Below are 22,485 nucleotides of genomic sequence, written 5' to 3' on the forward strand. Positions count from 1 at the left end.
AACTTAACCAAACACTACATTCATCATAACCATCATTACAACCAGGAACAGTATGGTCATAACACCACCCGCTTTCATGAAATCAGGTACACGGTAACCCGCTGGACCCATGATTAATGCATTCACCTGATGCGTAGGAATAAGGAATGAATTTGATGTTGCAATCGCGACAGTTAAAGCGAACACCGCAGGATTAGCTCCTGGAATTTGCAATGCCATATTAACTGCTAAAGGAACCAGTAAAACAGTTGCACCGACATTCGACATTACCAATGTAAAGAATGTCGCAAGAACAGCAATTATTAACTGAACCATCCAGACAGAAGGATCATCACCCATTACAGACAATGTCTGTTCAGCAATCCATTTTGCCGTGCCCGATGTTTCAACTGCAACACCTAAAGGTATTAATGAAGCTAACAGGAATACCGTTTTCCAGCTTACGGCTTCATAGGCTTCTTCAACTTTTAAAACCCCCGACAGAATCATGCCAACTGCACCGGTTAATAGTGCAACAGATAAACGTAAGTCAGTAAATAAAACCAGACCAAGTGCAATACCAAAAAACAATAATGCTGGCGCCAGTTTTTGTGGACGTGCTTCTTCTCGTGGGTACTCAGTGGTTACTACAACAAAATCACGATCTTTTTCAATACGCTGTAAAGAATCCCACGCCGTATGAACAACTAATGTATCACCGGCAACAAAAGGCATATTACGAATATCGTCACCTTCACGTTTAGTTTCCCCATCGCGGTGTAAACCAATTAACGCTAATCCGTAAGTTTTACGCATCCAGACATCACGTGCACTTTTACCAATTAATGAAGAGCCCGGTGGAATTACAACTTCAGCAACACCCGATTTAGTTGCCGCTAAAGACTCAGAAAATGTACGCAGCTCATCACGTATTTTAAGATTATAACCTTCTGCCAAACGAGCAAGATGATTAGGCTCTGCGATAATGCCCAATACCATGCCAGCAGAAATTTCTGTATCACGTGCAATAGAACCAGGGCCAAAACGAAGGTCATCACCAGTTTGCTTACTCGCAATAATACGTAACATATGGGTTGATTCTATGTCATCCAGTGTATGACCAATAAACAAACTCTCTTCTGTTACAACGACTTCAGAAAGCGAGTAGTTAACACCATAAACATTTTGAATATATTTTAACGGATCAGAACCAGACGTTGAACTTTCACTTTTCGTTGCCGGTAATACAAAACGACCTGCAATAACGAAATAAAGAATACCTGTAAGTACTAATGCCAGGCCAACAGGTGTTACAGAAAATAAACCCCATGTTTCCATTTGCTGATCAGCAGGTAATGCCTGATTAGATGCCAGAATCAAATCGTTTAATAAAATCAATGGACTTGAACCAACCATTGTCACAGTACCGCCCAGAATCGCACAGAATCCCATAGGCATTAATAAACGTGACATAGGTAGACCGGAACGTGCTGAGATACGAGATACAACAGGTAAGAATAATGCTGCTGCACCTACGTTTTGCATAAACGAAGAAATAATACCAACGGTAGAAGAGATTATTGGAATAATACGTGTTTCAGAAGTGCCGCCAATTTTCAAAATAAACGCTGCAACTTTTGACATTAAACCAGTTTTATCTAAACCGGCACCAATTATCATTACCGCTATAATCGACATTACCGCATTTGATGCAAAACCATCAAATAGATGGTTAGTATCAACCAGACCTTCTTCTAACCCCATAACAGGTGCAAGCAAAGATGACAGACCAATTAACACCATAACGGATACAGCGGCTACATCTACGCCAACCACTTCAAATGCAAAAAGATAAATCGTTAACATTAAAATGCCGGTTACCCAGGCTATCTCAATACTGGGTACTACCTGAGCCAGGCCCAGTGCCGCAGCAAAAAATATTGCAGCTGCTACCATTTGTTTTGTCGAAAACTTAGATGGCACTGCCATTTTTGTTTCCTCATCGGCCATTGCGGTCATTATACTTCTCCAATTAAATTACAATTTCTTACATCAGGCAGCTCTATATAAAGCTGTCTGATTATTATTCGTTCAAATCTAAAATTACTTATTCAGATTAATTCTGTCTGGACATACTTTAAGTATTACCATCCGACAGAATCGCTCGACTATTAGGTATATTCCCGTAGGGAAATGATTAGCGCCTTCAAAAGCATATTTGAGAGGGGGTCGTGATGAGCGAGGCCGGATAATGCACCTTTTAAAGACACTATTCAATTGAATTCAAATGTATTAATATTCCTGTATGGAATATATCAATCTGCCAGATTATAAATCTTTAGCCACACTTAAAGCCGTTGTTGAGTTAGGCAGCGTTAACCGTGCCGCTGATGCACTCTATATAGGCCAACCCGCGGTCACCAAGCGATTACGCTCATTAGACTCATGTTACGGCGTACCGTTAATGCAGCAACAGGGCAGGAAGCTGGAGTTAACTATCGCTGGTGAAAAGGTTTATGCGTATGCCAGACTGGTTCTACAACATCAGGAAAGCCTTCTGGATGACCTGGCCTCATTACGCACTGGACACAACCGCCTGCGTCTGGAAGTAACTTTTGCAATTGGTGAGCACATTTTACCCGACATATTAATGCACTTTGCTGATTCTCAACCGGATTTACGCATTGATAGCCGATTAGGCTACTCTCGACGCATCCATACTCGTCTGGCGACCGGTCTGGCTGATATTGCCCTGCTTGAGCAATCACCCCGTCACCCGAATATAAAAGTTGAGCCGTGGATGCAAGATGAGTTATTACTCGTCTGCGGCCCGGGCCATCCACTCTGGGGCAAAGAAGCCATTGAATTATCCGAACTGGAAACATTACATTATGTTTTACGCGAGGCTCAATCATCTATTCGAAATACACTAGACAAAACAATGCATGACGAAAGCATAAAACTGGATAATATCGATATGGAAGTAGGCTCTACCGATACAATTATCGAGATATTACAGCGAGGCAAGCAGGTCAGTTTTCTACCCCAGTTTGCGGTCAGCAGTTTTTTAGAACGTAACAGCCTGCACCAAATTAAAATTCGTCATTTACAGATAAACCGAACGTTATGGATTGCTTATAATATTGCCAATCTGAGCCCTCAAGCAGTCGATTCATTTATCGGCATGTTAAAAGAGATCACCACTCAACGATCTATACACTCTACATCGTCATAAATTTGTATAATTCCATTATTTAATTATTCATTGAAATACCCTGTCATTCTCTGATTCAAATTGACCCAGATCAATACTTTCTATAACCACACATAACAAAAGGATATACCTCACCAGAAACCTGTTCTATATCAATATTAGTATTTAATAATCTGGTACTTTCCCCGCCACAAATAATACTTACATTGCAGGTGAGCTCCATGAAACAACAAAAAACTTTATCTATCGCTATTTTAACTTCTCTTGGCCTGAGTCTGGGTGCGGCATCATTTTCTGCACAGGCTATTCAGGAAGGTGATATGTTTATGCGTGTTACTGCAACTCAGGTAACACCTAGCAGCAGCAGTACTGGTTTTGAAAATGCACCAACTGTCATTCCACAAGCAGAAGACAGCACAAAACCAGGTTTTACCTTTGTTTATATGATGAGTAACAACATAGGTTTTGAAGTATTAGCCGCGCTACCTTTTGAACATGACGTCATAGTTGATGGCATTGGTCTTGTAGGCTCAACTAAGCAACTACCACCTACTATCAGTGTTCAATACTATTTTAACCCGTCACAGAAGTTCCGCCCTTATGTGGGTATTGGTTTGAACTACACAACATTCTTTAATGATAACTTTACTCAGGCAACTGCCGATCTTGTTAACAGTCTAGATCCAGCCAATACCATGGCACCAGATCTGGAAATAGATGATTCCTTCGGTCTAGCAGCTCAGATCGGTTTTGATTACGACCTTGATGATAAGTGGTTTGTTAGTGCCGATGTTCGTTATATCAACATCGAAACAGAAGCTCACAATGACTTTCTAGGAAAGTCAGATATAGACATCAACCCAACGGTTGTTAGTGTTGGTCTGGGTTATAAGTTTTAATCTTATACCTGATTAAGCTCTATCTAAAAAGGCGACCTGATGGTCGCCTTTTTTATTAGTATCAAAAAACCTAAATGTAACCTGCCAAACCTGAGCACTGGCTCGATCTCACTAATCACTGGGTCGGATTTACTGCGCTGGCTATTTTCCTTCTTGCTTACACGCTGGTTATGGCAGAGGAATTTATACACCTGAGAAAATCAAAACCGGTGGTATTAGCTGCGGGTGTTATCTGGGCTCTTATCGCATATGTTTACGCTACACACGGTTTTAATCATGAAGCTGAAATTGCGGTTCGCCATAACCTGCTCGAATACACCGGGCTCATGCTCTTCCTGCTGGTGGCTATGATCTATATAAATGCCATGCAGAAACGTCAGGCATTTGAAGCATTACGCTCCTGGTTATGTAAAAAGGGTTATGGTTTTCGACAGCTCTTCTGGATTACCGGTGTACTTGCTTTCTTTATTTCACCTATTGCAGACAACCTGACTACCGCTTTACTCATGTGCGCTGTAGTAATGGCTGCTGGAGGGGACAACAATAAATTTATATTAATAGGCACCATTAATATTGTTGTTGCCGCTAATGCAGGTGGTGCTTTTTCACCCTTTGGTGACATTACAACACTGATGGTATGGCAAAAATCCATTGAAGCATCCAATGGAAGCGTCGATTTCTGGTCCTTCTTCGCATTATTCGTTCCATCCCTGGTGAACTGGTTGATACCCGCAGCGATTATGCATTTCGCTATCCCCAATGAATTTCCGGATAGTGAAGATGATGTCGTGATCATGAAACGCGGCGCAAAACGCATTATTGTTCTGTTTATCTGTACTATTATCACCGCTGTTAGCTTCCATAACTTCCTGCACCTGCCGCCTGTTATAGGCATGTTAACCGGTCTGGCTTATTTAAAATTCTTTGGTTACTACCTTAAGAAAAGCCACACAAAAGTTCATCCACTTGCTGTTCATGACGATAAAAAAGCGCAACACGTTCTAGGGGATGTTGTTCCATTTGATGTGTTCGATGGTGTTGCCCGTGCCGAGTGGGACACCCTGTTATTTTTCTATGGGGTAGTACTCTGTGTCGGTGGCCTGGGTTTTATTGGTTACCTGGGACTGGCATCTGAACTGATGTATACCGAATGGGGAGCTGCACTAAACTTAAGCCCGGAGATGAGTGCAACACCAGCAAATATCGTTGTCGGTGTGCTTTCAGCTATTGTCGATAATATACCGGTAATGTTTGCAGTATTAACCATGATGCCCGACATGTCCTTAGGCCAATGGTTACTGGTCACCCTTACTGCAGGCGTAGGTGGATCCATGTTATCCATTGGTTCAGCCGCTGGAGTAGCATTAATGGGTCAGGCCAGAGGTAAATATACATTCTTCGGTCACTTAAAATGGACACCGGTGATTATGCTGGGTTATTTCGCCAGCATTGCAATGCATATGTGGATTAACGCAAGTTTGTTCTAACTCCGTTCAGGCACGTTTCCATCGGGGTCAGATCGCTGCTTTTTACGGCTCTGACCCCTGTTGTGATGCCATCAAAAGCATTCCGGAGTCAACACATCAAACTATCAATTTTGGGTGGTATCAATAAGGGTACAGAGCGCCAAAAAGCAGCGATCTTTCCCCGATGGAGATATGCCTGAACAGTATCTTTTTCGTTCACAAATTAACCCAAAACAAACTCTTCGAACTTATTTAGCAATAAAATTCGCACCCTGAGGCAAAAATCGCTAAAATAGCCGGCTAAATACCTGACTATGGGATACTCATAGTCATTAAGGTTAAAAAGAATTTCAGTGACCTGTGTGTATATAAAATAAACACAGGTGATAAATATTTTAAATATCAATAAGTTAAGGAGACATCATGTCCCAAAAACATCCTGTTGTTGCAGTTACCGGTTCATCTGGTGCAGGCACATCTACAGTTAAAAAAGCTTTCGAACATATCTTTCACCGTGAAAATATCACACCTGTTGTTGTAGAAGGCGACAGCTTCCACGCTTTCGACCGCGCCGCAATGAAAGTTGAAATGGCAAAACACGAAGCTGAAGGCAATCGTTTCTTTAGTCACTTTGGTGAAAATGCCAATGAATTTGGCAAATTAGCTGAATTATTTGAGTCTTACAGTAAAGATGGTTCAGGCAAAAAACGCTACTATCTTCACTCAGAACCAGAAGCGGTTGAACACAATGCCCGTTTAGGCATCGACAAAACCCCCGGTGAGTTCACTCCATGGGAAGATATCGAAAGCGGTTCTGACCTGATGTTCTACGAAGGTCTTCATGGCCTGGTTAAAACTGAAAATAACAATATTGCGCAGCACGTTGATCTGGGTATCGGTGTTGTACCTATTGTTAACCTTGAGTGGATTCAGAAAATTCACCGTGACAATGCGGAACGTGGTTATTCTGCTGATGTAATTGTTGATACGATTCAACGTCGTATGCCAGATTACGTTAATTACATTACACCTCAGTTCTCAAACACTGACATTAACTTCCAGCGTGTTTCTACAGTTGATACGTCAAACCCTTTCATCGCTCGTGATATCCCAACACCCGACGAAAGCTTTATCGTTATTCGCTTTAAAGACCCTGCAAAATTCGGCACAGATTTCCCTTACCTGCTGAATATGATCAGTGATTCATTTATGTCTCGTCGAAACACCATTGTTGTACCTGGTGGAAAAATGGGTCTGGCAATGGAAATTATCCTGACGCCAATTATTCATGACATGATTGAAAAGTCTAAGAAAGTACGTTAATTCATTAACTATTTTCTTGATTAAAAAGGGCCGGCTATATGCCGGCCCTTTTTGATTTTTACGATAAATAACTATTCAACAGATATGCAACTACACTTACTAGATGAATCAGTTTCTGCTAGCACATAGTGCAGACAAGCCCACATCGGACTTACTCGACGAATGCACAAAACAGTTAGGCGACATACCGCCTGAGGCAACCTTTGGCTTTTTATATCTCAGTGATCTACTGCTTGAAGAAGCTGAATACATATTAAACCAGCTAATTGAAAGAACGGGCCTCACCCATTGGGTAGGAAGCTCGGGCATGGGACTAATTGCAACTCAGCAGGAATACTACGATCAGAAAGCCATAGTTTTAATGATCGCTGACTTTAATGAATCAGACTTTCATATACTGCCCAATTTCACAGAAAACACATCTGCACTTACCGGTGAACTTTTAAACTGGTGTAATAATAATGATTTTAATGTGGGACTGATTCACGGCGACCCTGAAAACCCCGGTGTACAGCCACTAATACATCAGTTAGGACAAGATATCCCGGGGGCTTTTTTAGTCGGTGGAATCAGCTCCTCACACAGTCGCACAGTTCAGTTTGCTAACAAAGCATTACACGGCGGCATTAGCGGGGTTTTATTTTCACAACAAATTCCGGTACTCAGCAACCTTTCTCAGGGCTGCACCCCCATTGGGCCAAGACATAGGGTAACTGATAGTGAGAAAAACATAGTTTATATGCTGGACAATAAACCAGCGCTGGAAATTCTCACAAATGACACGGGCGAAGTCATTGCCCGTGACTGGGAACAGGCATCAGATTATATCTTTGCCGGTCTAGTAAATAAAAATTCAGATACAGATGACTACACCATTCGCCAGTTAATTGGTGTTGATCCAGATAATAAAATAATAGCTATCGCCGACTATATACAAAATAATCAGGAAATTATTTTTTGTCGTCGTGATGGCAACTCGGCACATGAAGATATGCAACGCATGTTATTACAACTTAAGTCTCGCCTTAATACACCAATAAAAGGTGCCGTTTATATTTCCTGTCTTGGTAGAGGTCGTGAACAGTTTGGTTCTAACTCAGAAGAAGTACGCCTTATTCACTCTGTGCTTGGCGATTTTCCACTGGTGGGGTTCTTTGCTAATGGTGAAATACATAAAAATTTATTATATGGTTTCACTGGTGTGCTCACATTATTTATATGATTATAGATAGTCACTGCCATATTGATTTTGAAGATTTTGATAATGACCGAGAACAGGTTATTAATCGTGCAACAGCTGAAAATATAAATAAAATTATTGTTCCGGGCGTGACGAAAAACAACTGGAATAAAATAAAATCATGCTGTGAAGAGTATTCAGGATTATACCCCTGTTATGGGCTTCACCCCTACTTTATCAATAAACATCAGAAATCAGATATAGACGATTTAATAAGCTGGATTGAAATAAACAAACCTGTAGCGATAGGAGAATGCGGGCTGGATTTTTTTCTAAAAAATTTAGATCTGCAATTACAGACATATTATTTTGAAAAGCAGCTTGATATCGCGCTTGATTATAATCTTCCTGTTGTTATTCATGCCAGGAAGTCAACTGAATCAGTCATTAAAGCCATAAAGCAACGCCCAGGATTACGTGGCATGATACATAGTTATTCAGGTAGTTATGAACAGGCCTTACAGTTAATAAAACTTGGTTTTTATCTAAGTTTTGGTGGACCGGTTACCTATGAAAAATCCAGTCGACTACGCAAACTGGTACAACAATTGCCACTCGAAGCAATTCTGGTTGAAACTGATGCGCCAGACCAGCCAGTAGCAAATGCTAAAGAAAGAAGAAATGAACCTCTGTTTATATTGGAGGTTATTCACAATATAGCAAAGTTACACAATACCAGTGACGAAATAATATCCAATATTACATCTAAAAATTCATGTGAATTATTTAATTTACCAGCTGTATAATACCAATCTAATATTTTACAGATTATTATTTCAGGAAGCCAATATGTCTAATGCCGATCAGGACCAATTACTACGCAAGTTAGCCGACACATACATAAACATAGCCAACGAGCAGGCCGAAACGCAGGACAAAAATATCGTTAACACTTCATTCATGTATGCCGCATCACGTTTTTGTGCATATGTTGCGGCATCTAGCGCGCGCAATCTGGAAGATTTTCAGGGCAAACAGAAACAGGGCATCGATTTTTTCACCGCTGAGTTTCAACGCATGCTGGAAAGCAATATGAAAAATTATGAAAAAGTTTTTAGCTCAACAGAAGCGCTTAGATATGAAGAGTTTATGAAAAAAGATTGAGAACTGAATTAAAACGAAGCACCCAAATTAAAATACACACGGTTTTCTCCAATCAGCTCATCAAAACCACTTGCAAACCCCAAACGCATTCTAGTTGTAAGCCCGTAAAATAAATTTACATCTGCCTGTAACTCTATTCCTGCACTTGAGAAATAATCATCTGGAGAGGAGCTCTCATATGCAGCTCCCGTCTCCGCAAATAAACTACCAGACCATTGAATCAAGCCAACTGGAGGCGACATTAAACCACGCTCTGTCAATGCACCAGGAAAGCGCCACTCTACTGTTGCCAACTGCATTCTACGACCCGATAACTGCGGCAAACCTTCTGCATACCCTCTTAATGCATAATTTCGTTTGCCAAAAAGCGGTTCAGAAACAGGGTTAATAAAATCCAGTATGCCAACCTCATTATCTTCACCACCTAAACGAAATGACTCTGGCCTATCCGTCCCCCACCCCTGTGTCAGTCTCATTGCTAATACATGTTGATGCCCTAAATTCAAAAACTCACGCCAGTCCAGGGTATAAACCTCTCCACTAAAATCACTCTCAAACACTTCGGAGCTTTCAGCTAAAAGTCGTAAATTGCGCCCGTCATTTTGACTAATTGAACGAATATAATTTTTTGTATTACTAAATATAACTGCCCCACCAATTAGATTATCTTTCGTATCAATTTGCTCAGGCACACTGACCGCACGCTCCCCATCTGTAGAACGGTTTACCAGAACACCGAATTGATAACGTATACTGCTATCAACTCCCGGATCACTAACTCCCATCGACAGAAAAATGTCATCTGTATTTCTTGCAACCGCGAAATCTCCCGCACTGTCTCTTAATATATTTGTGCTTCGTTGATATCCAATTGAAAATCGATTTGCATATGCATAACTTATATTTCCAACTAACCATTCGTTAGTGGTGTCATATGCTATATTTGAAAAATAATTATGAATACCCAGTGCATCATTGCCTGACGTTGTTATTCCAATTTCATTTCGATCTTCGTTTAATGATATAAAGGGCAACCACCAACGAGGATGCAAACTGGATAAAGCAGAATAGCCTTCAGCATCCTCTGTTTCAACAAAAGCGGCGGCTTCGACATTTCGAAAATCTTCTGCAGGCTTTTTATTTTCTTCCGATAATGATTTAACATTTTCTAATTTATATATATCACGACCATTTTCATTATATCCGACATAATACAAAGATGAGCCTTCGTTCAATTGAGCTGATTCAAATGCACCCGTAGAAACTCGCGTCAATTGATCTAGTTGTTTATTATTTTTATAATAACGATATATCTGATAACGTCCGCTCTTTTCAGAACTAAACAAAATCACATCGCCATTTTCACTATATGATGGATACATATCAATACTGCGATCATCTGTAATCATCGTCCATCGCAGCGTTTTTAAATCTAACTCTTCTATATTCCAGCCTTTATCTTTTCTAAAAACTGCTGCAACAATATAATCACCCGATGGTGAGCATTTTAATTGCGTAACAATATCCGTATCATTGCCCTTCCATAAATGTTTTATTATTTCACCTCGCTTATTTAGCAACACAAGCTGGCTTTTTGCTTTATCCAGTTTAACTGCAACAATTGATTCTCCGTCAGCCGACCAACTGGCTGAACGATACCTACCACATTGCGTTATTCGCTTAAGTTCATCGCTACCATTTTCAACAATGTAAATATCACTATTTATATTGTATTCATCACAGTATTCATTTTGCGTTATTAATGTTCCTGACACTGGATGATTGTCTAATTTGGCATCACGATGAACATCTGTAATTGATATGGCATCACTATCAGTCAAACGTTTTAACTCTGCATGCTCAAATGCCCCTGCAGAAATATAAAATATATTCTCTTTATTGCTAACATCAACAGGCCCAGTGTTATATCCTGTAAAAGTCAGCTGAGAACCCTCAACCAGCCCTTTGTTTTTATACTCTTCAATTTCTGGTAAATAACGTTCATTTAACCATATAGAAAAATCATGCCACAGTTGATCAATGTTTTTATTAAATACCTGCTCTGAATTGCTATTAATCATAAACGGGATGATATTATCGCTGTAATTTTCTATTAAATTATCGATTCCCTGACGCCCATAAGTCTGTTCTACATATTGATAAAAATGCACTCCATATAAATAGGAACTTGTCCCCATAGGCCAGCTACGAATCGGTAAATTAATCTGACTTGCCGGTTTAACTCCATTTTCAACCTCAATGCGCATCATCATTTTGAACAAACTACTCTGCCCCCTCCCTATGCCTTTTAAAACATCAGTTTCATGATATGTAGCCAGCCCTTCTATAAACCAGCCCGGTTGATACATATTTGGGAACAACAAGAATTGACGTCCAAAAATATTACGTAAATATTCTGCACCACCATCTGTTTTATCCAAATGTAATATATGTGTATATTCATGCGTTATCAGCGTTTCCAACCAGTCATCAAAGTCTTCCAGGCTAGTTGCTGACTCAGGCGGCGCTAAAAAAAGCACGCTTCGATTAAAATGAATCGGAGTCGCGAAACCATTTGCAGAGTCAGTTTCATCACTTATAACAATGTGTGTTCTTTCATCAGGCTGCCAGTTAATGACGGGGTGAAGTTTTGCGTGAGCTTGCTCAGCAGAATTAACAGTTTTTTGTGCAAGGCCTTCATAACCTTCAGCATAATGAATATTGAAATTTGGAGAACTTAATGTTTTCCAATTAAGGCGCGGGTCAACCGCATGTGCAGTTGAAGCAAATAGAACTATAAAAAATAGACTAATAATTTTTATAATTAACGGCTTCCTTAAAATCTTTTCAGGCCTATCCAGATAAAAACACTGCCAATTCCAGCAGACAACCAACTCATAACAGGAACATGCAATACCTGATACTCTATATTAACCGTTTGTCCTGATAAAATTGTCGCCATTATTAAACCTGACACCCCTATTAATACATAGGATAATTTTTTATGGTTACTTTCAATATTTTTATTTAACTCTCTAAATGCTTCAGCCTGTTGTTGATGGTTTTCACCTTCAGCTATTTTCTTTACTGCATCAAATAACAACTCTGGCATATCAGGCATTTTTTCAGCAATGTAAGGCAGATTCTTTTTAAATCCTTTCAATAACGACTTTACTCCTACCTGTTCATTCATCCACTTTTCTAAAAATGGTTTTGCCGTTTGCCATAGATCAAGATCAGGGTATATCTGCCGGCCCAGACCTTCTATGTTTAATAATGTTTTCTGCAACAATACAAGCTGTGGCTGAACCTCCATATTAAAACGACGTGCAGTCTGAAATAACCTTAATAATAACTGACCAAATGAAATATCTTTTAATGGTTTTTCAAATATAGGTTCACAGACACTACGTATTGCAGACTCGAACTCATCCACTCTTGTGCCTGCAGGCACCCATCCAGAATCAACATGGAGTTGCGCAACGCGATTATAATCGCGTTTAAAAAATGCAAGAAAATTTTCAGCTAGATAACGCTGATCTTTCGGACTAAGTGTTCCAACAATACCGAAATCAACCGCAATGTACTCTGGATTACCCAGATCAGACATATCAACAAACAGATTGCCCGGATGCATATCAGCATGAAAAAAATTATGACTAAAAACCTGTGTAAAGAATATTTCAACACCCAGTTCTGACAACCGCTGCATATTGACACCCGCAGCTTTCATTTTTTCAATGTTTGCCATCGGCTCGCCATGAATACGCTCCATAACCATGACATTGCGACGCGTATAATCCCAGTAAACTTCAGGAATATACAGTTGCTTACTATTTTCAAAATTCCTTCTAAGCTGGCTTGCATTAGCCGCTTCGCGCATCAGATCTAATTCATCAAGAATCGTTTTTTCATATTCCTGCACAATCTCAATCGCACGCAAACGTCTGGCATCTTTTGAATATCGTTCAGCCAGTTTGGCAATTATAAACAGTAACGCGATATCCCGTTTTATAACCGGCTGAATATTTGGGCGTAAAACTTTAACGACGATTTCTTTTCCGTCTTTTAATTTTGCAGTATGTACCTGTGCTATTGAAGCAGATGCGAGTGGTGTTGTATTAAATTCATCAAAATATTCGTCAATACTCGTACCATATGCTTTTTCTATTAGTTGCTGCGCCAAATCACCGTCAAATGGCGGTACTCTATCCTGCAGAGCAGTTAATTCTTCTGCAATATCCTCTGGTAACAAATCTTTTCGTGTGGAGAGCATTTGTCCAAATTTAATAAATATCGGCCCTAAATCTTCAAGCGCCTCTCTTATTCTCTGCCCTCTTGGTGCACGATTTCTTGCTATCCAGTTCCAGGGCATTAAATATATTAAAAACCTGAACGGGCGAAACAAATGTATTTCAAAAATAATATCATCGAGTCCATGCTTAGCCAGAACATAGTTAATATACAATAATCGCAATAATTGCCTTACTTGTAACATTTTATAACCCTGTTTTCACACTAGATATAGTATTTTTTTAATGGTAATTCTTATCATTTTTTTAATAACTTTATTCGCATCGCTAATCTGTCTGTTGCTTCACGCAAATCATCCACCTGTTTAATAAATTTTCTCAATTCAGCACTAGATGGACTTAAATGTATTTCTTCCTGAAGATATTCTCCCGCATCCATAAATACTGAGTTTGTACTGCGTTTAAACCACTGGTTAATACCATGAGATACGGTACCAATTTTATGTGCCGCGATATCTCCAATATTCTGGGCCAGTATTTCTTCCCAGTCGATATCAAGTTGAGATAATAAACGATTAAACTGATTAGCTAATGAGGTATCACCGGTAATCGTTATTTCACCCGTGAATAAAAGATCTTTCGGGTCTTTTGCTAAGCCCATTTTAGCAAGTGCTATGGGTGTGCCAGAAATAGTTGCATCTGCTTCACCATCAAAATCAGCAAGAATCATAAAATCATCTGCAGATGGGAAAAGACTCAGTGTTTTATTAAGGTCTTTAATTTCTATAGCTATGATTTTTCCTTCAAGTGAGGAAAAACGTGATAACGCATCAGGATCGAGCGACAGGTAACGATTTAGGGCTGTTTCTATTGCTGCGGTAAGTGCCTGATCTAAATCCATTGAAGATTAAACCTAGACTTTATAACCTTTATGCAGGGCAACAATTCCACCGCTAAGATTATGATATTTAACTTTATTAAACCCGGCTTCTTCCATCATGCCCTTTAAAGTTTCCTGACCTGGATGCATGCGAATTGATTCTGCCAGATACTGATAACTATCTTCATCTTTCGCAATATACTTACCCATTAATGGCAACAATTTAAATGAATAAGCATCATAAACGGGTGCCAGTCCCGGTGCGACCGGTTTAGAAAATTCCAGCACAAGCAAACGACCGCCCGGCTTTAATATACGTAACATTGAACGCAGTGCTTTATCTTTGTCAGTTACATTACGTAAACCAAAGGCAATCGTAATGCAGTCAAAGGTATCATCTGCAAATGGAAGGCATTCGGCATTGGCCTGAACATATTCAATATTACCTGCAACACCATTATCAATTAAGCGCTCACGACCACGTCGTAACATTGAACCGTTTATATCGGAAAGCACAACCTGACCAGATGGGCCGACCATTGAAGTCATTTTTAATGCCAGGTCTCCGGTACCGCCCGCCAGATCTAAAACTTTCTGCCCAGCCTTAAGTCCTGTCTGACTCAATGTAAAACGCTTCCATAAACGATGCACACCAAAAGACATGACATCATTCATAATGTCATAGTTATCTGCAACAGAGTGAAATACATCAGCTACGCGTTTTGCTTTTTCGCCAATGGGTACCTGCTGGTATCCAAAATGTGTTTTTTCGTCACTCATGTTGCTTCTCTTAATATTCAGATGAACATATCTGTTCGAATTGGGTTGAATCGTTACAACTAATTCAATTCCGCATGTTTATGGCCTGCATCTTTTAATCGCTGCAGATAGTTTGTCCACTTCGCATCATAGTTAATACCAAGATCGTATAAGTATGACCAGGTATAAAGACCACTATCATGACTATCATCAAAAACCAGTTTAACAGCATATACACCAACGGGTTCAATTCCCGTTATGTTGACATCTGATTTACCGACTTGCAGCGTTTCTTCACCCGGCCCATGCCCGCGTACTTCAGCTGATGGCGAGTGAACACGTAAAAACTCTGTACTGTATTTGAACTGACTGCCATCATCAAAATCAATTTCCAGAACACGTGATTTCTGATGCAGGTTTATATTAGTCGGCCTTGGATCTGCCATATTTAATCTCCGAAAGAATTTGTATCCTGGGGGAAGGAGGATGTATTTTACATGAAATGATTAAAAACTTTATAGATCTTATGGGGTGGACAATAAAGCATGGCCACCCCAGTCTATTTTCTGAAACCCGGTTTATAGAATATAGCGGCTCAGGTCTTCATCCTGCACCAGTTCGCCCAGATTGCTCTCTACAAAATCAGCATCAACACTAAGCGCCTTACCTGAACTATCAGCTGCTTCAAATGATACTTCTTCTAATAATCGTTCCATAACCGTATGTAAACGACGTGCACCAATATTTTCTGTGCGCTCATTTACATCATGTGCAACTTTAGCAATTTGCTCAATACCTGAATCGACGAAATCTAACTCATAACCTTCTGTTCCTAACAGGGCTTTATATTGCTCGGTTAAGGAAGCATCCGGCTCAGTTAAGATGCGCTTAAAATCAGCTGTAGTCAGTGCTTTAAGCTCTACTCGTATCGGTAAACGCCCCTGTAATTCAGGAATTAAATCAGATGGTTTAGCCAGATGAAATGCACCAGAAGAAATAAATAACATGTGATCGGTTTTCACCATGCCATATTTAGTGCTGACCGTGCAGCCCTCAACCAATGGCAGTAAATCACGCTGCACACCTTCTCTTGATACATCAGCACCTGATGTTTCACCTTTTTTACACACCTTGTCTATCTCATCAATAAAAACGATACCGTTCTGCTCTGCATTCTGTACCGCATTCAGTTTAAGCTCATCTTCATTCACCATTTTACCGGCTTCTTCTTCAACCAGAATCTTACGCGCATCTTCAATACGTAATTTACGTTGCTTGGTTTTATCATTACCCATATTCTGGAACATGCCCTGCAACTGGTTTGTCATTTCTTCCATGCCCGGTGGAGCCATTATTTCTACACCCACCTGCTCGGCTTTGACTTCAATTTCAATTTCCTTATCGTCTAAATCTCCCCGACGTAATTTTTCACGAAATTTTGAACGTGTATTGCTCTCAGTCACTTCCGGCTCACCAAATTCATTTCTGGCAGGTGGTAACAGAGCATCTAAAATACGATCTTCTGCTGATGATTCTGCTCTATGCCGTACTTTTTCTATTTCTGTCTCACGCGTCATTTTTACCGACATATCAACAAGATCGCGTATGATACTATCAACTTCACGACCAACATAACCAACTTCAGTGAATTTGGTTGCTTCTACCTTTATAAAGGGGGCATTCGCGAGTTTAGCCAGACGACGCGCAATTTCAGTTTTACCCACACCGGTTGGACCAATCATTAAAATATTTTTTGGCGTAATTTCATTTCGCAGGTCTTCTCTAACCTGCTGACGACGCCAGCGATTTCGCAGCGCAATGGCCACTGCTCGCTTAGCATCATCCTGACCGACAATGTGTTTATCTAACTCTTGTACAATTTCTCTGGGTGTCATTTCAGACATAATTTAAACCTGATAGTTTTGGTACCCCGATCGCGATTTGAAGCTTGCTCCTACAGCGCCTGTAGAAGCAGAGCTTAATCATTCATCGGGATATAATAATTAATATTTAATTTCTTCTAACGTTAAATTCTGATTTGTGTAAATGCAGATATCACCCGCTATATTCAAACTCTTCTCAACCACTTCTCGGGCTGACAGGTCTGTATTATCAAACAATGCTCTCGCAGCTGACTGTGCATATGAGCCGCCTGAACCTATTGCCAACAGATCATCCTGTGTATCAATAACATCACCCGTGCCAGAAATAATCAGAGACGCTTCTTCATTAGCCACAATCATCATAGCTTCCAGCTTGCGTAACATTCTATCTGTTCGCCAGTCCTTAGCCATTTCTACAGCCGAACGAACCAGCTGGCCATTATGTTTTTCAAGCTGCCCCTCAAATCGTTCAAACAGGGTAAATGCATCTGCCGTAGCACCTGCAAAACCAACCAGAACTTTATCATTATATAAGCGGCGTACTTTTACTGCATTTGGTTTCATAACGGTATTACCCAGGCTTACCTGGCCATCGCCACCAATTACAACTTCATTATTTCTGCGCACCGAGAGTATCGTGGTGCCATGTAGTGTGGTTTGCAAAACAAACTCCCATCTTGGTCAATGCAAGAAGTTTAAGATGAGGTTTAAGATGGGATTTTCAAGGGGGACAGATAAAATAAACAGGTTGATGTTTACGCTTTAACGGACGTTTTCAGGTTTGTAAACTGGTAAAGGTAAATGCTGTTCAGATACATATCCATCGGGGAAAGAGCATCTTTCCCCGATGGAGAAAAACCTAAACAGTGCTTACTCCAAATCAGTCGGATCATTAAACAATGGTGTAAGCGAAATACTACCTTGAGACTCCTGTGGATACATTGGGTCACTCTTATCACCAGGATCCAGATTCGACGCTGTATCAGGAGGGGGAAATAAAACCAGAGACTGCAAATAACTCACAATCGCTCGCTGAGATGCCCCCCACAAATAGGCATATTTTTTTCTTGAACTCGCCGCTTCCCCACCATGGCGCAAAATAACTTCATGAAGATTTATACTGCGCCCATCATGACCATACGGTGCGGTTGTACCAACACCCCACAGAGGCTCAGTCATAAACTCTTTCTGGTAACTTCCATCAAAATTGCGCTCCCAGAATTTTGACCCCAGATCATGCCGTTTAAAATCTGCATATACATTTTTAACAATAAATGAATTTAATTTTGGCTGCTTTAATGCCGGATAACCTGAACCGTCATCAATTTCATCAAACTTCGCCTCAGCTGTTGCATATAAATGATTAAAGCCGCCATTTTCCCTGTCATATGCGGTTTCAACATCTGCAACACGCCGATCTTTATTTATTACCAGATCTGTTTTATGGCAGGTGGTGCAACCTATTTTTTCCATCAGGTATTTGCCTTTGCGTGTGGCCCGGTTACTTTTGTACTGTGCTGGCTTGAAATAATTTAATAGATAAAATTCCATATAATCCAGTAACTCTGGAGGCATTTCATTTGAAATGCCATCACTGTCCCCATCCGCAAAACTATCACTAACCGGTGGCATAGAAACAGCATCTTTATTTCCCGCTAAAGACAGACCCGATGGCGTTATCACGTTATTACCAGCAAAGGCTAACTGGTGATCAGGGTCATGTGACTGCAGACCCATTTCAGCATTAAAAGCCCCCATAGAAAAACTTCGAATTGAAAAATCACTGCCTTCTGCAAAAAAGGGCTTAACCCTGAGATCATCATCTATACCTTTAAGATGACTATTATCAACACTGCCATCAGGATGAGCAGTAATCGAACCATACTGAATACCCTTACTCTTCAAATAAACGGTTTTATTGCTATTTGTTGACTGAGCCGTTTCAATTGCACTATCACGTACTGCCCTTAAGTCAGCGGTTATCTCATCCGCCAGCATTTCAATTAAACCCAGCCCAAATAGATGCGGCGCATCACGGCTATCAGGCCGCGTAAACACATCACCACCATCACCCGCACCACCTCTTGGCCTCGCATGGCAGGCAGCACAACTATCAGCCAGTCCGGCACCTAATGCCCCATTCGTATTGAGGTCACCTTCTCCATCATTCACACGGGGACCAAAACCCTGTTTAATCTGAAATTTTCGTTGAAAGAGCTGCCGGCCACGAACAATGGCTCGGAATGGATCTCGATTGATAAGATAAATAGAAGAGTCAGGCGTATTAATATCACCCCGCCCCATTCCAATTTGTTCAGTTAATGATTTTTTAATTCCCGCATTAACCGTATTGGGAGCCTGTGTTATATCATTCAATTCAGCAACCGCTGTATTTGTAATAATTATCAGGCCAATCAGACACCTTCTTAAAGGCATTATTCTCGGGGTTAACCCCTTATTTTTATAACCGTTGCCGTTATTTAGCATTTTTATCACCTTTTTTTCAAGCCATCACATGATGTTAAAATCATGCTATACCTGTAAAAAAAGCCTTACATCTGGATAGACGTACACAAATCACAATTAAAACAATATACCTTAGTATATTTTCTATAATACTTCGGTCTATATCTTCAAACTATCAGACTGTAACATTATGATAAATAACTATTAATCAACTAAAACATTTTAATATTATTAAATTTACTAATAATTCTTTTATAAAGACAGCTATTTCTTCTTTTGCGCTCGCGGATGGGCCGCATCGTAAGTTTTAGCCAGTTGCTGAAAATCAAGATGGGTGTAAATTTGAGTGGTTTTTAAATGCGCATGCCCGAGCAATTCCTGCACGGCACGTAAGTCCTGTGAAGACTCTAACATATGAGATGCGAATGAATGACGCATTAAATGCGGGTAAACTCGCTGACTTATATCCTTCTCCTGACACAATTTCTGGATACGCGCACGGATACTGGATGCACTCAAACGTGTGCCCCGCCTACTAATAAACAAGGCCTTTTCATCTGACTTTATATACATTTCACGACATTTCAGCCATTTTTTTAACATTATACCTGCATTTTTCCCGAAATGACACAGGCGCTCTTTACCCCCTTTACCTGATACTTTTAACTGATTCACCTGCCAGTTAACATCCGAAACATTCAGACCTATTAACTCGGACAAACGCAAACCACCCGCATAAAGCAACTCAAGCACTGCATAATCACGCACCATCAGCGGATTGTCTTTTAAAACCTGATCATCGGGAGCAAGTAACATGTGCTCGATTTCCTGCGGATGCATCACATCCGGCAGTTTTTTTTCTGACTTTGGCGCCATAACATGTGAAGCAGGATTATTACGAATACGTTTATTCGTTAATAAATATCGAAATAAACGCCTTAATGCACTCAACAACCGTTGAATACTTTTCCCACCCAGGCCCTGCCGGTGAACCTGACTTACAAACTGACGAATATGATGCTCATCAATTGCCTCCCAGTCGGCAACAGACTGAGCCTTAAGAAAAACCATAAATCGGCTTATATCTCGACGATAGTTTTTAACTGTATGGTGGGAAAACTGCTTTTCTGATTCCAGAAACTGATAGAAAAGCATTAAATCATTTTGAAATAGGCTGGATTGCTTTGACATTCAATCTAATCCGTTTAACGTACTGCGACCTTAACGCGCCTTTAATAGATCATGATATTTAAGTAAAACACCATGATAAATTTCTTAATTCGTTACAGCCTTCAATAACTGTGAGCGCATAGCAGCACCAATAAGATCAGACAAACTACTCAGAAAATCTGTGCCCATGCCCGCGTGATAACGCTGCTCATCACAACTACCTAGAATGATAAGACCCTGAATACCGGGTACCGATACAGGAATGAGTGCTGCAGATGCAACATCATCGGCATCATCAAAAAACAAACTGGCAATCTCTTCCTGAGTAAAGTGACCACACTGAATCCTGTTTTTTTCTATCAGAACCGAAAATGCCTGTAATACCTCGTCACCACTGTCAACATAGGTATGACCCTCATCACCACCCGACGCTATATCTTCACTGTGCAGTCGAAAATAAACAAAATCTGTTCCCAGCTTATGACGAAGCTCATCATCAACGACACCCAGGATATCATCCAGGCTGTCCGCATCAAATAAGTTCACCGCTAAACGGTGCAAACTAACATGTAACCGCTGGTTATCATGAACTGCATCCACCATATCGCGTAATTTCTCTTCAAAATGCTGGTTTTTTTCACGCAATACAGAAACCTGGCGCTCAACCAGAGACACTGCAACACCGGATTCATGAGGAATTTCAAGATCACTTAACAACGGAGAATGCTGCAGGAAAAAGTCTGGATTCTCCATTAGATAGTCCACCACCTGTTGCTCTTCCGGCAGCTCAAGTTCTTCCGTTTTTTCCGCCTGATTATTTAACTGATTTGTCACAGTGATATCTTTCCTTCAAACACATGGGTTGCGGGCCCGGTCATATATAATGGTTCATTCTTTCCAGCCCAGCGTATAACAAGCTCGCCTCCGGGTAAACTGACTTTTACGCTTTCAGCCAATTTACCCTGAAGCCTGCCCGCCGCCACTGCTGCACAGGCCCCCGTACCACAGGCCAATGTTTCAGCCGCTCCACGCTCATACACCCTGAGCCGAATAGAATTAGACGATACCACCTGCATGAAACCCACATTAACTCTCTTCGGAAATCGGGGGTGATTCTCAATTTCAGACCCCAGCGCTTCCACGGGGGCATCATCCACACTTTCAACCTCAAGCACTGCATGGGGGTTACCCATTGATACTGCAGCAATACTCAGGCAACCGGCACTGGTTTGTAAATCATATTCTGCTGCCTGAATATCAGAAATAAATGGCAGACTCTCGGGCTCAAAACCGGGCACGCCCATATTGACAGTGATTTCTCCATTTGATTCCAGCACAAGCACAATCAGGCCACTGCTGGTTTCAACAGGAATTTCTCTATTTACCGTCAGACCTTTATCGATTACAAATTTTGCAAAACACCTTGCGCCATTTCCACACTGCTCTACTTCACCCCCATCCGCATTAAATATTCGATAGCGAAATTCGGCCTGTGCAGCTTGAGGCTTTTCCACCAGCAAAAGCTGATCGCAACCCACACCGAATCGTCGATCTGCAATAAAGCGAATCTGCTCAGATGTCAGGTTTACATCCTGATTTATGCCATCAATAACAACAAAATCGTTACCAAGACCATGCATTTTAGTGAACTGTATATCCATCACGGAAGCATATCACGCCTGATTGATAAATCGACCATCACAACTGCTTTTAGCATTAAACGATTATTTCGTACGCTTGCTACGTTCGGGAATGGATCTCTTTTTTGAGCTCCGTCCCCTGTGATAATTCCGATCTGATTGCCAGAGCAATGAACCGTAAACTTTTAGCTATTTGCCAAACCCCGACA

19 protein-coding genes are annotated in these 22,485 nt (G+C 40.7%); 7 read left to right on the top strand and 12 right to left on the bottom strand.

Going from position 1 to position 22,485, the window contains the following annotated elements; all coding sequences use genetic code 11:
* Positions 1-3 precede the first annotated feature (3 nt).
* Positions 4-1,998, bottom strand: a complete 1,995-nt coding sequence (locus DIZ80_09955; GenBank protein ID RDH82599.1) for an SLC13 family permease — start codon at positions 1,996-1,998, stop codon at positions 4-6.
* A 286-nt stretch (positions 1,999-2,284) separates the two neighbouring features.
* Here DIZ80_09955 and DIZ80_09960 point away from each other — a divergent pair, with 286 nt between their 5' ends.
* The 7 genes from DIZ80_09960 to DIZ80_09990 all read left to right on the top strand — a co-directional run bounded on the left by DIZ80_09960 (position 2,285) and on the right by DIZ80_09990 (position 9,225).
* Positions 2,285-3,214 (top strand): hypothetical protein, encoded by a 930-nt coding sequence (locus DIZ80_09960; protein RDH82600.1) that lies wholly within the window; start codon positions 2,285-2,287, stop codon positions 3,212-3,214.
* A 200-nt stretch (positions 3,215-3,414) separates the two neighbouring features.
* Positions 3,415-4,092: an outer membrane protein OmpW gene (locus DIZ80_09965; protein RDH82601.1), complete on the top strand. Its 678-nt coding sequence runs from the start codon at positions 3,415-3,417 to the stop codon at positions 4,090-4,092.
* Positions 4,093-4,262: 170 nt separating this feature from the next.
* Positions 4,263-5,579, top strand: coding sequence for a sodium:proton antiporter (locus tag DIZ80_09970; GenBank protein RDH82602.1), 1,317 nt, complete (start codon positions 4,263-4,265; stop codon positions 5,577-5,579).
* A 402-nt stretch (positions 5,580-5,981) separates the two neighbouring features.
* Entirely contained in the window at positions 5,982-6,881 is a 900-nt protein-coding gene (locus tag DIZ80_09975) for a phosphoribulokinase (GenBank protein ID RDH82603.1), read from the top strand.
* Between the two features lie 103 nt (positions 6,882-6,984).
* On the top strand, positions 6,985-8,103 hold the full coding sequence (locus tag DIZ80_09980; protein RDH82604.1) for a histidine kinase: 1,119 nt from the start codon (positions 6,985-6,987) through the stop codon (positions 8,101-8,103).
* Positions 8,100-8,867 (top strand): DNAase, encoded by a 768-nt coding sequence (locus tag DIZ80_09985; GenBank protein ID RDH82605.1) that lies wholly within the window; start codon positions 8,100-8,102, stop codon positions 8,865-8,867. Before DIZ80_09980 ends, DIZ80_09985 begins: the two co-directional genes overlap by 4 nt.
* A 43-nt stretch (positions 8,868-8,910) precedes the next feature.
* Complete coding sequence (locus DIZ80_09990) at positions 8,911-9,225, top strand: hypothetical protein (protein RDH82606.1); 315 nt, start codon at positions 8,911-8,913, stop codon at positions 9,223-9,225.
* 8 nt (positions 9,226-9,233) lie between these two features.
* Here the strand turns inward: DIZ80_09990 and DIZ80_09995 are convergent, their stop codons facing one another.
* From DIZ80_09995 to DIZ80_10045, 11 genes are all read right to left on the bottom strand, one after another.
* Positions 9,234-12,119 (bottom strand): hypothetical protein, encoded by a 2,886-nt coding sequence (locus tag DIZ80_09995; GenBank protein RDH82607.1) that lies wholly within the window; start codon positions 12,117-12,119, stop codon positions 9,234-9,236.
* Positions 12,062-13,723, bottom strand: a complete 1,662-nt coding sequence (locus tag DIZ80_10000) for a ubiquinone biosynthesis regulatory protein kinase UbiB (protein RDH82608.1) — start codon at positions 13,721-13,723, stop codon at positions 12,062-12,064. Before DIZ80_10000 ends, DIZ80_09995 begins: the two co-directional genes overlap by 58 nt.
* Before the next feature lie 53 nt (positions 13,724-13,776).
* Positions 13,777-14,379 (bottom strand): sterol-binding protein, encoded by a 603-nt coding sequence (locus tag DIZ80_10005; GenBank protein RDH82609.1) that lies wholly within the window; start codon positions 14,377-14,379, stop codon positions 13,777-13,779.
* A 12-nt stretch (positions 14,380-14,391) separates the two neighbouring features.
* The gene (locus DIZ80_10010; GenBank protein RDH82610.1) at positions 14,392-15,138 is read right to left on the bottom strand and encodes a bifunctional demethylmenaquinone methyltransferase/2-methoxy-6-polyprenyl-1,4-benzoquinol methylase UbiE; all 747 of its coding nucleotides are present in this window, start codon (positions 15,136-15,138) and stop codon (positions 14,392-14,394) included.
* A 59-nt stretch (positions 15,139-15,197) separates the two neighbouring features.
* The gene (locus DIZ80_10015; GenBank protein RDH82611.1) at positions 15,198-15,563 is read right to left on the bottom strand and encodes a 1-(5-phosphoribosyl)-5-((5-phosphoribosylamino)methylideneamino)imidazole-4-carboxamide isomerase; all 366 of its coding nucleotides are present in this window, start codon (positions 15,561-15,563) and stop codon (positions 15,198-15,200) included.
* A 132-nt stretch (positions 15,564-15,695) separates the two neighbouring features.
* The gene (gene hslU, locus DIZ80_10020; protein RDH82612.1) at positions 15,696-17,021 is read right to left on the bottom strand and encodes an HslU--HslV peptidase ATPase subunit; all 1,326 of its coding nucleotides are present in this window, start codon (positions 17,019-17,021) and stop codon (positions 15,696-15,698) included.
* A 99-nt stretch (positions 17,022-17,120) separates the two neighbouring features.
* A complete protein-coding gene (locus DIZ80_10025; protein ID RDH82613.1) occupies positions 17,121-17,663 on the bottom strand; it encodes an HslU--HslV peptidase proteolytic subunit in 543 nt (180 codons plus the stop codon).
* Positions 17,664-17,870: 207 nt separating this feature from the next.
* Entirely contained in the window at positions 17,871-19,436 is a 1,566-nt protein-coding gene (locus DIZ80_10030) for a thiol oxidoreductase-like protein (GenBank protein RDH83146.1), read from the bottom strand.
* Positions 19,437-19,730: 294 nt separating this feature from the next.
* Positions 19,731-20,621 carry a tyrosine recombinase XerC gene (gene xerC / locus DIZ80_10035; protein RDH83147.1) on the bottom strand — a complete coding sequence of 297 codons (891 nt, stop codon included), beginning with the start codon at positions 20,619-20,621 and terminating at the stop codon, positions 19,731-19,733.
* Between the two features lie 120 nt (positions 20,622-20,741).
* Entirely contained in the window at positions 20,742-21,470 is a 729-nt protein-coding gene (locus DIZ80_10040) for a hypothetical protein (GenBank protein RDH82614.1), read from the bottom strand.
* Positions 21,467-22,297: a diaminopimelate epimerase gene (locus DIZ80_10045; GenBank protein RDH82615.1), complete on the bottom strand. Its 831-nt coding sequence runs from the start codon at positions 22,295-22,297 to the stop codon at positions 21,467-21,469. The genes DIZ80_10040 and DIZ80_10045 overlap by 4 nt, the downstream gene beginning before the upstream one ends.
* Positions 22,298-22,485 lie beyond the last annotated feature (188 nt).

The organism is endosymbiont of Galathealinum brachiosum, from assembly GCA_003349885.1.
In the GTDB taxonomy this organism is placed as follows: Bacteria; Pseudomonadota; Gammaproteobacteria; order SZUA-229; family SZUA-229; genus SZUA-229.

Bases quoted from the DNA above. Each gene is read 5' to 3' on its own strand.
- hslU (RDH82612.1), bottom strand. From the start codon at position 17,021: ATGTCTGAAATGACACCCAGAGAAATTGTACAAGAGTTAGATAAACAC.
- DIZ80_10010 (RDH82610.1), bottom strand. From the start codon at position 15,138: ATGAGTGACGAAAAAACACATTTTGGATACCAGCAGGTACCCATTGGC.
- DIZ80_09955 (RDH82599.1), bottom strand. From the start codon at position 1,998: ATGACCGCAATGGCCGATGAGGAAACAAAAATGGCAGTGCCATCTAAG.
- DIZ80_09970 (RDH82602.1), top strand. From the start codon at position 4,263: ATGGCAGAGGAATTTATACACCTGAGAAAATCAAAACCGGTGGTATTA.
- DIZ80_10000 (RDH82608.1), bottom strand. From the start codon at position 13,723: ATGTTACAAGTAAGGCAATTATTGCGATTATTGTATATTAACTATGTT.
- DIZ80_09985 (RDH82605.1), top strand. From the start codon at position 8,100: ATGATTATAGATAGTCACTGCCATATTGATTTTGAAGATTTTGATAAT.
- DIZ80_10045 (RDH82615.1), bottom strand. From the start codon at position 22,297: ATGGATATACAGTTCACTAAAATGCATGGTCTTGGTAACGATTTTGTT.
- DIZ80_09990 (RDH82606.1), top strand. From the start codon at position 8,911: ATGTCTAATGCCGATCAGGACCAATTACTACGCAAGTTAGCCGACACA.
- DIZ80_09960 (RDH82600.1), top strand. From the start codon at position 2,285: ATGGAATATATCAATCTGCCAGATTATAAATCTTTAGCCACACTTAAA.
- DIZ80_09980 (RDH82604.1), top strand. From the start codon at position 6,985: ATGAATCAGTTTCTGCTAGCACATAGTGCAGACAAGCCCACATCGGAC.
- DIZ80_10030 (RDH83146.1), bottom strand. From the start codon at position 19,436: ATGCCTTTAAGAAGGTGTCTGATTGGCCTGATAATTATTACAAATACA.
- DIZ80_09965 (RDH82601.1), top strand. From the start codon at position 3,415: ATGAAACAACAAAAAACTTTATCTATCGCTATTTTAACTTCTCTTGGC.
- DIZ80_09975 (RDH82603.1), top strand. From the start codon at position 5,982: ATGTCCCAAAAACATCCTGTTGTTGCAGTTACCGGTTCATCTGGTGCA.
- DIZ80_10005 (RDH82609.1), bottom strand. From the start codon at position 14,379: ATGGATTTAGATCAGGCACTTACCGCAGCAATAGAAACAGCCCTAAAT.
- DIZ80_10015 (RDH82611.1), bottom strand. From the start codon at position 15,563: ATGGCAGATCCAAGGCCGACTAATATAAACCTGCATCAGAAATCACGT.
- xerC (RDH83147.1), bottom strand. From the start codon at position 20,621: ATGCTTTTCTATCAGTTTCTGGAATCAGAAAAGCAGTTTTCCCACCAT.